We start from the raw sequence: 12,135 nt of genomic DNA, 5'->3' as shown, positions 1-12,135 counted from the left end.
TAGGGTAAGGGGATGCAGGCACGGATAGAAAAGCTCGTCCCGGGAGGGTACGGCCTCGCCCGCACGGAGGAAGGGGCCATCCTGGTCAAGGGGGCCCTGCCGGGGGAGGTGGTGCGGGGGGTACCCGTGCGGCGAAAGGGAACCCTCTTTCTGGAAGAGGTGGAAATCCTAGAGCCCCACCCCCAGCGTTACCCCCATCCCCTTCCCCCCTCCGCCGACCTCCCCCTGGCCTACGAGGCCCAGCTCCCCCTCAAGGAGGCCCTGGTAGGGGACGCCTTGGCGCGCATCGCCAAGCTGGAAGCCTCCCTCCTGCCCATCCGCCCTTCGCCCAGGCCCTTGGGCTACCGCACCGCCGCCCAGTACGCCCGCTACCCCTTGGGGGGCCTCGCCTACCGCCTTCCCGAAAGCCACGCCCTCTACCCCTTGGAGGAGGACCCCCTCCTGGCCGAGCCCTTGGCCTCCGCCTTCGCCCTCTTAAAGACCTGGCCCCTTCCCGTGGAGGAGGTGGCCCTTAGGGGTAGCCTCTTGGAGGGGAGGGTGCTCCTAGGCCTCATCGGGGGGAGCCTCGAGGCCCTAAAGCGCCCCGCCAAGGCCCTGGTGAAGGAGGGCTTCGCCGGGGTGGTCTGGGCAGAACCTTCCGCCAAGGGGCGCTTTCGCGGCCGGGTCACGCCCCTCCACGGGGAGAGAACCCTTCTAGAGCGCTTTGGCCCCCTCACCGCCACGGTGAGCGTGGAAAGCTTCAGCCAGGTGAACCCCTTGGCGGCCGGGGAACTCTTCGCCGAAGCCGCCGGGCTCGCCTCAGGGGGGGAAAGGGCCTTGGAGCTCTACGCCGGAAGCGGCCTCCTCTCCCTCCTCCTCGCCCCCCGCTACCGGGAGGTGGTGGCGGTGGAGGTGAGCAAAGAAGCGGTGCGCCGGGGCGAGGCGGACCGGAGGCGGCTTGGGGTGGAAAACCTCCGCTTCCACCGGGGGGATGTCCGGGAAGCCCTTCGGTTTGGGCGGTTTGACCTGGTGGCGGTGGACCCACCCCGGGCCGGGCTCGCCCCGGAGGTGCGGGCCTACCTCCTGGAAAGCCGGCCCCAAGAGATCCTCTACATCGCCTGCGACCCCGCCACCTGGGCCCGGGACGTGGGGGAGTTGGTGCGGGGGGGATACCGCCTGGCCTTCGTGCGGCCCTACGATTTCTTCCCCTTCACCCACCACGTGGAGGTCCTCTCCCTCCTCCGGCTAGGGTAGGGGAAGCCCCCGGAAAAAGGGGGCCGGGTCCACGGGCACCCCTTGGAGGCGCACCTCCAGGTGCAGGTGAGGCCCCGTGGAAAGCCCCGTGCTCCCGAGGAGCCCCAAAACCTCCCCCGCCCGCACCCTTGCCCCTTCCCGCACCCGCCTTTCCTTAAGGTGCCAGTACCCGGTGCAAAGCCCCATCCCGTGGGCCAGAACCACCGCTTCCCCTCGCAGGCGAAGCCTCGCCGAGAGGACCACCAACCCCTCCGCCACCGCCTTCACCGGAGTGCCGGGAGGGGCGGCCAGGTCCAAGCCCTCGTGGTAAGCGGTGAAGAGGTCCCCGTAGCGCCGCCGGGTGCCGAAGCCGCTCGTGGCCCTGGCCCCTTCCACCGGGGGGAGAAAGGAGCCCGAAACAAGGAGGGGTCCCCCCTTGGGGCAGGCGGCCAGGACACGCTCCCGTTCCGCCTTCCCTTCCGGGTCCTGCAGGAGGGCCTTAAGGGATGGGCTTAGGGCCAGGGTTTCCCGATGGTACGCCCCTGGGGCAACCCGGAGGGTGAGGGAAACCCCTTCCCCTTCCAGGAAGAAGCGCAACGGGTACTCCCCTGGGGCCGCCAAGGCCCCCACCGCCAAGAGGCCCCAAAGCCCTCCCCTTCCCAGGGCTAAGGGGTAGCGGACCCCCAACCATTCCGCCTCGCCCCCGGCGTAGCCCTCCACCCGAAGGCCAAAGGCCCGCCCCTGCACCGGGGGCCAGAAAAGGACCTTGCCCCGGGGAAGGGCCCTTTCCTCCGGCCCCACCCACAGGACCTGCCCCACCCGGAGGCGGTTGGGGTCGGCGAGGCCATTGAGGCGGGCCAGGGCTTCCACCGTGGTGCCGTAGCGCTTGGCGATGCCATAGAGCGTCTCCCCCGGGGCCACGGTGTGGGTCTTGGCCCAGGCGGCGAGAAGGAGGAAGGCGAGGGAAAAAAGGCGGGGCATGGCCTTATGCTAGGGGGAAAGGAGCCCCTATGGTGCTGATCCTAAACGGCCCCAACCTGAACCTATTGGGAATGCGGGAGCCTGAGGTCTACGGCCGCACCACCCTGGAGGAGCTGGAGGCCCTTTGTGAGGCCTGGGGCGCGGAGCTTGGCCTCGGGGTGGCCTTCCGCCAGAGCAACTACGAGGGGCAGCTCATTGAGTGGGTACAGCAAGCCCACCGGGAAGGGTTTTTGGCCATCGTCCTCAACCCCGGGGCCCTCACCCACTACTCCTACGCCCTCCTGGACGCCATCCGGGCCCAGCCCCTCCCCGTGGTGGAGGTCCACCTGACGAACCTCCACGCCCGGGAGGCTTTTCGCCAGCACTCCGTGACCGCCGGGGCCTGCCGGGGGATCATCTCCGGCTTTGGCCCCCTCTCCTACAAGCTCGCCCTCACCTACCTGGCGGAGGTTCTGGAGGTGGGCTAGCGAAGCCCCGCTAGGCGGTAGCCCAAGTACACCAGCAAAAGCCCTAGGAAAAGGCTTAGGCCCACGTAGGCCAAGGCCCGGGCCACCTCCCCGTCCTGCAGGAGGGTTAAGGTCTCGTAGCTGAAGGTGGAGAAGGTGGTGAACCCCCCGAGGACCCCCACCGCCAGGAAAAGCCGCGCCTCAGGGGAAAGGGCCCCCTCTAGGGAAAGCCGAAGCACCGCCCCGATGAGGAAGCTCCCCAGGGCGTTCACGAAAAGGGTGCCGTAGGGAAAACTCGGGCCCAAGAGCCCTTGGACGTAGGCCCCAAGCCCGTAGCGCAAGGCCGAGCCCAAGGCCCCGCCCAAGGCCACCAGGAGGTAGCGCTCCACGCAAAAAGTATATTGGGGCCATGAGGCCCAAGACCTTCTCCCCCATCCTCACCGCCAAGGGGGTGCGGCTCGCCGTCGCCGTGGGCCGCTTCAACGAGCGGGTGACCAAGCTCCTCTTGGAGGGGGCCCTCGAGGCCTACGCCCGGCTCGGGGGCGATCCGGCCGAGGTCCTGGTGGCCTGGGTGCCCGGCTCCTTTGAGCTTCCCCTGGTGGCTAAGCGCCTGGCCCAGCGCCCCGATGTGGACGCCGTGGTGGCCTTAGGGGCCGTGGTGCGGGGGGAGACCCCCCACTTTGAGTACGTGGCGGCCCAGGCGGCAAGCGGCCTCATGCAGGCCATGCTCCAGACGGAAAAGCCCATCGTTTTCGGCGTCCTCACCACCAACACCCCCGAGGAGGCCCAAGAGCGCGCCGGGGGTAAGGCCGGGAACAAGGGCGCCGAGGCGGTCTTCACCGCCATTGAAATGGTGCGCCTCCTAGAGGTTATTTCCCGGTGAAAAGGGCCCGGGCGTAGCGGAGGTGAAGGTAAAGGAAGCAGCCCAGGCAAAAGCCAAAGGCCAGGTTGATGAAGGCCAAGAGGGCCACCAAAAGGGCCAAGGCGTAGCCCACCCCCTCTAGCCCCAAGAGGAGAAAAAGGGAGGCCAAGCCCAGGAAGACCGCCCCCAGGGTGCGGGCGAACCGGTGGGGCCTGGGGTCCTCCTCCGCCAGCCTTGGGGGCACCCGCAGGAGGCGCTTTAGGGCCACCATCAGGTCGTAGGGGGTGTGCTGGCTCGCCATGAGGAGGAAAAGAGCGTACACGAGCCAGGGGAGGTCCATCAGGGCCGCCAGGGGCAGAAGGAGGACCAAGAGGGCCTGGTTGAAACGGAGCTGGTTCTGGTCCGTCTTCATAGGGGCTACTATACACCTTAGCCCGTGAAGCTTAGGGGTAAAGGGCACATTCCCCATGGCAGAATGGTCCCGTGGTTCCCCTCCTCACCACCCCCTTGCCCACACCCCACGGCTTCACCACCCGGCTCGGCGGGGTTTCGGAAGGCCCCTTCCATAGCCTCAACCTCTCCCCCGCCACCGGGGACGACCCGGAGAAGGTGGCGGAGAACCAGCGCCGGGTCCTCAGCGCCTTCGGCCACCCCCCGGTGGCGGCGCTTAAGCAGGTGCACGGCACCGCCCTCCACCTCGTGGAGGGCCCTGGGGTTTGGGAAGGGGATGGCCTCCTCACCACCGCCCCGGGCCTCCTCCTCCGGGTAGGGGTGGCGGACTGCTACCCCCTCCTCCTCTACCACCCCCAAGGGGCGGTGGCCGCCCTGCACGCCGGCTGGCGGGGCGTGGTGGGGGGGATTTTGCCCAAGGCCCTCGCCCTCCTGGAAGCCCTGGGGCTGGACCCCAAGGAGGCCCACCTGGCCATAGGCCCCGGCATCGGGGGGTGCTGCTACCAGGTGGGGGAGGAGGTGGCGGAGGCCTTCCAAGGGGCCGGCCTTCCCACCTTCCGCAAGGACGAAAGCGCCCCCGGCAAGTACCTTTTGGACCTGGAAAGGGCCATCCTCCTCCAGGCGGAAAGGGCGGGGATTTCCCCAAAACGCACCTACCGGGTGGGGCTTTGCACCGCCTGTTCACAGGCCCTCTTCTCCCACCGCCGCGACCGGGGGAGGACGGGAAGGATGTGGGGGCTTGTGATGCTTCCCCATTAAGGCGATGTTCACTTAGGGCGTGGCACAATAAGGCCATGCTTTTCCCCCGGGAGGTCCTCCCTTCCCTCCTCCACCTCACCCCCGCTTGGCTTGAGGCACGGGGGCTTAAGGGGGTTATCCTAGACCTGGACAACACCCTCTTGCCCTACGGGGAAGAGGTGCTCCCCAGCGAGTACGCCGCTTGGCTTTCCGCTCTGAAGGAAGCGGTGCCCATCTACCTCCTCTCCAACGCCCTGCCCGAGCGCTTCGCCCGGGTGCAAAGGCGGCTTGGCCTTCCCGGCCACGCCCCCGCCCTGAAACCCTGGCTGGGCTTTCACAAGGCCCTTAGGGCCCTAGGCCTTCCCGCCCGGGAGGTGGCGGTGGTGGGGGACCAGGTCTTCACCGACATCCTGGGGGGGAACCTGGTGGGGGCCTACACCGTCCTGGTGCCCCCCTTGCGGGAAAAGGAATTCTTTTACACGCGTTTCATACGGATGCTGGAGACTCCATTTAGGAAACCTTGGGGAGGGAGTCCATGAGCGTGCTGACCATTGGCGACAAGCGGCTTGGGGCCATCCTTTTGGACGCCGGGCTCCTCACGGACGAGGAACTCCAGCTGGCCCTGGAGAAGCACCGGGAGGTGGGGGGAAGCCTGGCGGAGGTCATCGTGGAATCGGGCCTCCTCTCGGAAAGGCGCATCGCCCAGGCCATTGAGGACCACTTCGGCATCCCCTTGGTGGAGCTCCACGAGCTGGAAATCCCCCCCAAGGTGAAGGCCCTCCTGCCGGCGGAAAAGGCCAAGGAGCTCGGGGCCATCCCCTTCGCCCTGGACGAGGAGGCGGGGGTGGTGCGGGTGGCCTTCGTGAACCCCTTGGACACCTTGGCCCTCGAGGAGGTGGAAGACCTCACCGGCCTGGTGGTGGAGCCTTATCAAACCACCAAGAGCGCCTTCCAGTACGCCCTAGCCAAGAACTATCCCGAACTGGGCCTGCCCCTCCCGCCCCCACCCGCAGGCCCAAGCCAAGGGGAGCTGCGCCTGGGCGAACTTCTGCTAGGGAAGGGCCTTATTGACCGGGAAACCCTGGAGGAGGCCCTGGTGGAGCAGGAAAGGACCGGGGACCTCCTGGGCCGGATCCTGGTGCAAAAGGGCCTGCCCGAGGAAGACCTCTACCGGGCGCTCGCCGAGCAAAAGGGTCTGGAGTTCTTACCCTCCACCGAGGAGCTAATCCCCGACCCCGCCGCCACCGCCCTTCTCCTTCGCTCCGACGCCCTGCGCTTTAGCGCCGTCCCCGTGAGCATCCGTGAGGGCAAGGTGGAGGTGGTCCTGGCCGACCCCCGGCACAAGGAAGCGGTGGAGGAGCTTTTGGGCCGCCCCGCCCGCTTTTACCTCACCCTGCCCAGGGCCTGGGAGGCCCTTTTCCACCGGGCCTACCCGGAAAAGGGGCGCCTGGGAGAGGTCTTGGTGCAGGAAGGCCGCCTGAGCCGGGAGCACCTGCGGGAGGCCCTGGAGGTGCAAAAGCGCCTCCCCAAGGCCAAGCCTTTAGGGGAGATCCTGGTGGAGCTGGGCCTCGTCCGCCCCGAGGACGTGGAGGAGGCCCTGAAGAAGCAACGCCAAGGGGGAGGCCGCCTCGAGGACACCCTGGTCCAGTCGGGCAAGCTCAAGCCCGAGGCCTTGGCCCAGGCGGTGGCCACCCAGCTGGGTTACGCCTACATTGACCCCCAGGAAAACCCCCCCGACCCCGGGGCCGCCCTCCTCATCCCCGAAGACCTGGCCCGGCGCTACGGCGTCTTCCCCCACCACCTGGAGGGCAAGACCCTGGTCCTCCTCATGAAAGACCCCCGCAACATCCTGGCCCTGGACGACGTGCGCCTGGCCCTAAAGCGCAAGGGCCTGGGCTACGAGGTGGTCCCGGCGGTGGCCACCGAGGCGGCCATCGTCAAGCTCATTGAGCGCTTTTACGGCAAGGAAGAGCTGGGGGAGCTGGCCAAGGAGCTTTCCAAGGGGTACCAGGCGGAAGAGGAAGCTCTCACCACCGAGCTGGACGAAAGCGCCGCCCAGCGCTTCGTCAAGCAGGTGATCCGGGAAGCCTACCTCCAAGACGCCTCCGACATCCACGTGGAGCCCCGCCAGTCCGACGTGCTGGTGCGCCTTAGGATTGACGGCACCCTGCGCCAGTACACCACCTTGCCCAAGGGGGCTTTGGGCCCGGTGATCAGCGTCATCAAGATCATGGGCGGGCTCAACATCGCGGAAAAGCGCCTCCCCCAAGACGGCCGGGTGCGCTACCGGGAAGGGGCCATTGACGTGGACCTACGGCTTTCCACCCTGCCCACGGTTTACGGGGAAAAGGCGGTGATGCGCCTTTTGAAAAAGGCGGCGGACATCCCGGAGATTGAGGGTCTGGGCTTCGCCCCCGGGGTTTTTGAGCGCTTCCAGGAGGTGATCTCCAAGCCCTACGGCATTTTCCTCATCACCGGCCCCACGGGAAGCGGCAAGAGCTTCACCACCTTTTCCATCCTGAAGCGCATCGCCACCCCCGACAAGAACACCCAGACCATTGAAGACCCCGTGGAGTACGAGATCCCGGGCATCAACCAGACCCAGGTGAACCCCCAGGCCGGGCTCACCTTCGCCCGGGCCCTGCGCGCCTTCCTGCGCCAGGACCCGGACATCATCATGGTGGGGGAGATCCGCGACTCGGAAACCGCCAAGATCGCCACGGAGGCGGCCCTCACCGGCCACCTGGTCATCGCCACCCTCCACACCAACGACGCCGCCCAGGCCATCACCCGGCTGGACGAGATGGGGGTGGAGCTCTTCAACATCTCCGCCGCCTTGATCGGCGTCCTTTCCCAGCGCTTGGTGCGCCGGATCTGCGACCACTGCAAGGTGGAGGTGAAGCCCGACCCCGAGGTGCTCCGCCGGCTGGGCATCCCGGAGGAGGAGATGCAAGGGGTAAAGCTCTACAAGGGCACCGGGTGCGAGCGGTGCGGGGGCACGGGGTACAAGGGCCGCCACGCCATCCACGAGCTTTTGGTGGTGGACGACGAAATCCGCCACGCCATCGTGGCGGGCAAGTCGGCCACGGAGATCAAGGAGATCGCCCGCAAAAAGGGCATGAAGACCTTGCGGGAAGACGGCGTCTACAAGGCCCTCCAAGGGATTACCACCCTCGAGGAGGTCCTGGCGCGTACCATTGAGTGAAGGAGGCAGTCATGCCCAAGATCCCAGACATCGTGGACCTGCTGACCCTGGCCGTGGAACGGGGGGCGAGCGATTTGGTGATCACCGTGGGCCTCCCGCCCATGATCAAGGTGGACGGGGAGTTCCACCCCACGGAGTACGAGCCCCTCACCCCCCAGGACACCCGGCGCCTCATGTACGCCCTCATGGACGAGAAGCAACAGCGCGTCTTTGAGGAGGAAAAGGAGCTGGACTTCTCCTTCAGCCTCCCGGGCAAGGGGCGCTACCGGGTAAACGTCTTCCTGCAGCGGGGAAGCGTGGGCGGGGTCCTCCGGGTGGTGCCCGCCGTCATCAAGAGCTTTGAGGAGCTGGGCCTGCCCAAAAACATCGCCGAGATCGCCTTGAGCCCAAGGGGCCTGGTCCTGGTCACGGGGCCCACGGGAAGCGGCAAGAGCACCACCTTGGCCTCCATGATTGACTACATCAACGAACGCAAGCCCGTGCACATCGTGACCATCGAGGACCCCATTGAGTTTTTCCACAAGCACAAGAAGGCCATCGTCAACCAGCGGGAGATCGGCTCCGATACCCACGGGTTCCACAAGGCCCTGAGAAGCGTTCTTCGCCAGGCCCCGGACGTGATCCTGGTGGGGGAGATGCGGGACTACGAAACCATCGCCGCCGCCATCACCGCCGCCGAAACCGGCCACCTGGTCATGGGCACCCTGCACACCAACTCCGCCCCGGAAACCATTGACCGCATCATTGACGTCTTCCCCGAGAACCAGCAGGAACAGGTGCGGGTGCAGCTTTCCAACAACCTGGTGGCCGTTTTAACCCAGCAACTCCTCCCCAAGGCCTTCGGCGGGGGGCGGGTCCTGGCCTACGAGCTCATGATCGCCACCCCGGCGGTGCGGGCCCTCATCCGCGAGGGCAAGAGCCACCAACTTCGGAGCGTGATCCAAACCGGGGGCCAGTACGGCATGATCACCATGGACGCCTGCCTGGCCGACCTCTACAAGCGCAAGCTCATCACCTACGAGATGGGCCTCGCCAGGGCTGTGGACCCCAAGGAGTTCATGCGCCTCGCTGGAGTGCAGGAAGGGGCCAAGCGCTAACGGGTAAACTTTAGGGCATGTACGAAGCCGTCATCGGCCTCGAGGTCCACCTTCACCTGAAAACCAGGACCAAGGCCTTTTGCGGCTGCCAAGCCGACTACTTCGGGGCCGAGCCCAACACCCACGTCTGCCCCATCTGCCTGGGCCTGCCCGGCACCCTACCCGTGCCCAACCGGAAGGCGGTGGAGTTCGGCCTGCGCCTGGCCCTGGCCCTGGGAAGCCGGGTACCGGAGAAACTGGTCTTCCACCGCAAGAACTACTTCTACCCCGACCTGCCCAAGAACTACCAGATCAGCCAGTACGACCTCCCCCTGGGCCAAGGGGGCTTCCTGCCCTTGGGGGATAAAAAGGTGCGCATCAAGCGCCTCCACCTGGAGGAGGACGCCGGGAAAAGCCTCCACCTGGAAGGCCGCACCCTTTTGGACCTGAACCGGGCGGGAAGCCCCCTCATTGAACTCGTGACCGAGCCCGACCTCCACTCCCCCGAGGAGGCCCGGCTCTTCCTGCAACGCATCCAGGCCCTGGTGCAGACCCTGGGCATCTCCGAGGCGAGCCCCGAGGAGGGCAAGCTCCGGGCCGACGTGAACGTTTCCGTGCGCCGGGCGGGGGAACCCTTGGGCACCAAGGTGGAGATCAAAAACCTCAACTCCTTCAAAAGCGTGCAGCGGGCCCTGGAATACGAAATCCGCCGCCAAACCGAGATCCTCAGGCGGGGGGAGCGGGTGAAGCAGGCCACCATGGGCTTTGAGGAGGGAAGCGGCAAAACTTACCCCATGCGCACCAAGGAGGAGGAGGCGGACTACCGCTACTTCCCCGAGCCCGATATCCCCCCCATCCCCCTCCCCCGCTCCTGGCTGGAGGAAGTCCAAGCCAACATGCCCGAGCTCCCCTGGCAAAAGGAGGGCCGCTACCGCGCCCTGGGCATCAAGGAGAAGGACGCGGAGGTCCTGGCCTATAGCCCCGCCCTAGCCCGCTTCCTGGACCGGGCCCTGGCGCTTGGGGAAGCCTCCCCCCAGGCCCTGGCCAACTGGCTTTTGGCCGACGTGGCGGGGCTTTTAAACGAGCGGGGCCTTTCCTTGGAGGAAACCCGCCTCACCCCCGAGGCCCTTTCCCGCCTGGTGGCCCTCTTTGAACGGGGAGAGGTGACGAGCCGGGTGGCCAAGGCCCTCCTCCCCGAGGTCCTGGAGGGCCAAGACCCCGAGGCCTTGGTGCGGGAGCGGGGGCTAGGGGTGGTGGCGGACGAGGGCGCCCTAAAGGGGGTAGTGGCGGAGGTGATCGCCGCCATGCCCGAGGCGGTGGAAAGCGTCCGCCAGGGTAAGCTCAAGGCCCTGGACGCCCTGGTGGGCCAGGTGATGAAAAGGACCAAAGGCCAGGCCCGGCCCGACCTGGTGCGCCGCCTCCTCCAGGAGGCCCTTGGGGTAGGATAGGGCCGATGCGCTACGAGGAGGCCGGGGTCCACATAGAGGCCAAGGCCGAGGCCCTCAAAAGGGCCAAAGCCGCCATCGCCGCCACCTACACGGAAGCGGTCCTCAGAGGGCTTGGGGCCTTTGGGGGGCTCTTTGACGCCCGGGCCCTGAAGGGGATGGAGCACCCGGTTCTAGTTGCCACCACGGACGGGGTCGGGACCAAAACCCTGCTTGCCCTCGAGGCCGGCGACGTTTCCGGCCTCGGCTTTGACCTGGTGAACCACTCGGTGAACGATCTCCTCTGCCAAGGGGCCACGCCCCTCTTCTTCCTGGACTACCTGGCGGCAAGCCGCCTGGACGAGTCCGTCCTCGTTCCCCTCCTCACCTCCTTGGCCGAGGCCTGCCGCGCCCTTTCCATCCCCCTTCTTGGCGGGGAAACGGCGGAGATGCCCGGGGTCTACCGGGAAGGGGCCTGGGACGTGGCCGGCACCTTGGTGGGGGTGGTGGAACGCTCGGAGATCCTAGGCCCGGAGCGAGTGCGGGAAGGGAACGTCCTCCTCGCCCTCCCCTCCTCCGGCCCCCACACCAACGGCTACTCCCTCATCCGCAAAGCGGTGGCCGGACAGGACCTCTTCGCCCCGGTGCCGGAACTGGGGGAAAGCCTCAAAGAGGCCCTACTCCGTCCCCACCGGGCCTACCTGAAGGAGTTCTTGTGCCTGAAGGAAGCGGGGGTCAAAGTCCACGCCATCGCCCACATCACGGGCGGTGGGCTTGCGGAAAACCTCCCCCGCGCCCTCCCCGAAGGCCTGGGCGCGGAAATCCACAAGGGCAGTTGGCCCATCCCCCCCATCTTCCCCTACCTGCAACGTTTAGGGAATATCCCCGAGGAGGAGATGTACCGGGTCTTCAACATGGGCCTCGGGCTTATCCTCATTCTTCCCGAGGCCGAGGCGGAAAAAGCCTTGGCCTTGGTGGAGGGCTACCGTGTGGGCCGGGTGGTTCCTGGGAGCGGAGTGCACCTCTTATGAAGGAACTTTGGCTCATCCGCCACGGCGAAACGGAGTGGAACGTCAAGAAGCGGTTCCAAGGCCACCTGGACGTCCCCCTCTCCCCCGTGGGGATCGGCCAGGCCTTCCGCCTAGCCCAGCGCCTGGCCCGAAGCCGCCTTCCCTTTGACGGCCTCTTCTCCTCCGATCTGCGCCGGGCCAGGGAAACCGCCGAGCCCTTGGCCGCGGTCCTGGGTCTTCCCCTCCAAACCACCCCCCTCCTGCGGGAGATTGACGTGGGCGAGCTGGCGGGCCTGGCTCGGGACGAGGCGGAGGCCCGCTTCCCCGATTTCATGCAAAGGGCCCAGGAGGACCCCTGGCACACCCCCCGCCCCGGGGGGGAAAGCATGGCGGACCTCGCCCAGCGCCTCTTGGTCTTTTTGGAAACCCTCCCCCCCGGCCGCCACCTCCTGGTGACCCACGGGGGCGTGATCCGGGCGGCGCTCAAGCTGACCTTGGACCTGGAAGGCCACGCCTGGCGCCGGGTACACATCCCCAACACCTCCATCACCCGCATCCAGCTACCCAACCGGGAGGTGCTCAGCGTCTCCGACGTGGCCCACCTGGAAACCTGGGCCGACTGGCTCTCCGACGAGAGCGTGCAATAAAAAACCCCGGGACCATGGCCCGGGGCGTTTGGAGCGGGAGACGGGACTTGAACCCGCGACCCCGACCTTGGCAAGGTCGTGCTC

At 67.0% G+C, this 12,135-nt stretch carries 13 protein-coding genes; 10 read left to right on the top strand and 3 right to left on the bottom strand.

The window, feature by feature from the left end:
• Window positions 1–12: 12 nt before the first annotated feature.
• Window positions 13–1,233 carry a class I SAM-dependent RNA methyltransferase gene (locus tag L0D17_RS02045; protein WP_071676678.1) on the top strand — a complete coding sequence of 407 codons (1,221 nt, stop codon included), beginning with the start codon at window positions 13–15 and terminating at the stop codon, window positions 1,231–1,233.
• Here L0D17_RS02045 and L0D17_RS02040 read toward each other — a convergent pair.
• Window positions 1,225–2,193, bottom strand: coding sequence for a LysM peptidoglycan-binding domain-containing M23 family metallopeptidase (locus L0D17_RS02040; protein WP_243093685.1), 969 nt, complete (start codon window positions 2,191–2,193; stop codon window positions 1,225–1,227). The genes L0D17_RS02045 and L0D17_RS02040 overlap by 9 nt on opposite strands.
• Window positions 2,194–2,222: 29 nt before the next feature.
• Between L0D17_RS02040 and aroQ the strand changes: the two genes are divergently transcribed.
• Window positions 2,223–2,660, top strand: coding sequence for a type II 3-dehydroquinate dehydratase (gene aroQ, locus L0D17_RS02035; protein WP_243093684.1), 438 nt, complete (start codon window positions 2,223–2,225; stop codon window positions 2,658–2,660).
• Here aroQ and crcB read toward each other — a convergent pair.
• On the bottom strand, window positions 2,657–3,028 hold the full coding sequence (gene crcB / locus L0D17_RS02030; RefSeq protein ID WP_243093683.1) for a fluoride efflux transporter CrcB: 372 nt from the start codon (window positions 3,026–3,028) through the stop codon (window positions 2,657–2,659). The two genes, aroQ and crcB, sit on opposite strands and share 4 nt — an antisense overlap.
• Window positions 3,029–3,048: 20 nt before the next feature.
• On the opposite strand from crcB, the gene ribH reads away from it, so the two are divergent.
• The gene (gene ribH / locus L0D17_RS02025) at window positions 3,049–3,522 is read left to right on the top strand and encodes a 6,7-dimethyl-8-ribityllumazine synthase (RefSeq protein ID WP_071676682.1); all 474 of its coding nucleotides are present in this window, start codon (window positions 3,049–3,051) and stop codon (window positions 3,520–3,522) included.
• Here ribH and L0D17_RS02020 read toward each other — a convergent pair.
• A complete protein-coding gene (locus L0D17_RS02020; RefSeq protein ID WP_071676683.1) occupies window positions 3,509–3,913 on the bottom strand; it encodes a DUF4395 domain-containing protein in 405 nt (134 codons plus the stop codon). The genes ribH and L0D17_RS02020 overlap by 14 nt on opposite strands.
• 71 nt (window positions 3,914–3,984) lie before the next feature.
• Between L0D17_RS02020 and pgeF the strand changes: the two genes are divergently transcribed.
• The 7 genes from pgeF to L0D17_RS01985 are packed head-to-tail and all read left to right on the top strand — an operon-like array spanning window position 3,985 to window position 12,051.
• Window positions 3,985–4,710, top strand: a complete 726-nt coding sequence (gene pgeF / locus L0D17_RS02015; RefSeq protein ID WP_071676684.1) for a peptidoglycan editing factor PgeF — start codon at window positions 3,985–3,987, stop codon at window positions 4,708–4,710.
• Between the two features lie 35 nt (window positions 4,711–4,745).
• Window positions 4,746–5,228, top strand: coding sequence for a YqeG family HAD IIIA-type phosphatase (locus L0D17_RS02010; protein WP_071676685.1), 483 nt, complete (start codon window positions 4,746–4,748; stop codon window positions 5,226–5,228).
• On the top strand, window positions 5,225–7,894 hold the full coding sequence (pilB, locus tag L0D17_RS02005) for a type IV pilus assembly ATPase PilB (RefSeq protein WP_243093682.1): 2,670 nt from the start codon (window positions 5,225–5,227) through the stop codon (window positions 7,892–7,894). Before L0D17_RS02010 ends, pilB begins: the two co-directional genes overlap by 4 nt.
• An 11-nt stretch (window positions 7,895–7,905) precedes the next feature.
• Window positions 7,906–8,991 (top strand): type IV pilus twitching motility protein PilT, encoded by a 1,086-nt coding sequence (locus L0D17_RS02000; RefSeq protein ID WP_243093681.1) that lies wholly within the window; start codon window positions 7,906–7,908, stop codon window positions 8,989–8,991.
• A 17-nt stretch (window positions 8,992–9,008) separates the two neighbouring features.
• On the top strand, window positions 9,009–10,418 hold the full coding sequence (gene gatB, locus L0D17_RS01995; protein ID WP_243093680.1) for an Asp-tRNA(Asn)/Glu-tRNA(Gln) amidotransferase subunit GatB: 1,410 nt from the start codon (window positions 9,009–9,011) through the stop codon (window positions 10,416–10,418).
• A 5-nt stretch (window positions 10,419–10,423) separates the two neighbouring features.
• Window positions 10,424–11,425 (top strand): phosphoribosylformylglycinamidine cyclo-ligase, encoded by a 1,002-nt coding sequence (gene purM / locus L0D17_RS01990; RefSeq protein WP_243093679.1) that lies wholly within the window; start codon window positions 10,424–10,426, stop codon window positions 11,423–11,425.
• The gene (locus L0D17_RS01985) at window positions 11,422–12,051 is read left to right on the top strand and encodes a histidine phosphatase family protein (protein ID WP_243093678.1); all 630 of its coding nucleotides are present in this window, start codon (window positions 11,422–11,424) and stop codon (window positions 12,049–12,051) included. The genes purM and L0D17_RS01985 overlap by 4 nt, the downstream gene beginning before the upstream one ends.
• Window positions 12,052–12,135: the final 84 nt, after the last annotated feature.

Source organism: Thermus thalpophilus (genome assembly GCF_022760915.1).
GTDB lineage: Bacteria > Deinococcota > Deinococci > Deinococcales > Thermaceae > Thermus > Thermus thalpophilus.
Note: the sequence above shows the minus strand (reverse complement) of the source record. Positions and strands in the feature narration are given on the sequence as shown.

Coding starts and splice junctions, on each gene's coding strand:
- L0D17_RS02020 (WP_071676683.1), bottom strand. CDS start 3,913: ATGAAGACGGACCAGAACCAGCTCCGTTTCAACCAGGCCCTCTTGGTC.
- gatB (WP_243093680.1), top strand. CDS start 9,009: ATGTACGAAGCCGTCATCGGCCTCGAGGTCCACCTTCACCTGAAAACC.
- L0D17_RS02000 (WP_243093681.1), top strand. CDS start 7,906: ATGCCCAAGATCCCAGACATCGTGGACCTGCTGACCCTGGCCGTGGAA.
- ribH (WP_071676682.1), top strand. CDS start 3,049: ATGAGGCCCAAGACCTTCTCCCCCATCCTCACCGCCAAGGGGGTGCGG.
- pilB (WP_243093682.1), top strand. CDS start 5,225: ATGAGCGTGCTGACCATTGGCGACAAGCGGCTTGGGGCCATCCTTTTG.
- L0D17_RS02010 (WP_071676685.1), top strand. CDS start 4,746: ATGCTTTTCCCCCGGGAGGTCCTCCCTTCCCTCCTCCACCTCACCCCC.
- L0D17_RS02040 (WP_243093685.1), bottom strand. CDS start 2,193: ATGCCCCGCCTTTTTTCCCTCGCCTTCCTCCTTCTCGCCGCCTGGGCC.
- aroQ (WP_243093684.1), top strand. CDS start 2,223: ATGGTGCTGATCCTAAACGGCCCCAACCTGAACCTATTGGGAATGCGG.
- L0D17_RS01985 (WP_243093678.1), top strand. CDS start 11,422: ATGAAGGAACTTTGGCTCATCCGCCACGGCGAAACGGAGTGGAACGTC.
- L0D17_RS02045 (WP_071676678.1), top strand. CDS start 13: ATGCAGGCACGGATAGAAAAGCTCGTCCCGGGAGGGTACGGCCTCGCC.
- purM (WP_243093679.1), top strand. CDS start 10,424: ATGCGCTACGAGGAGGCCGGGGTCCACATAGAGGCCAAGGCCGAGGCC.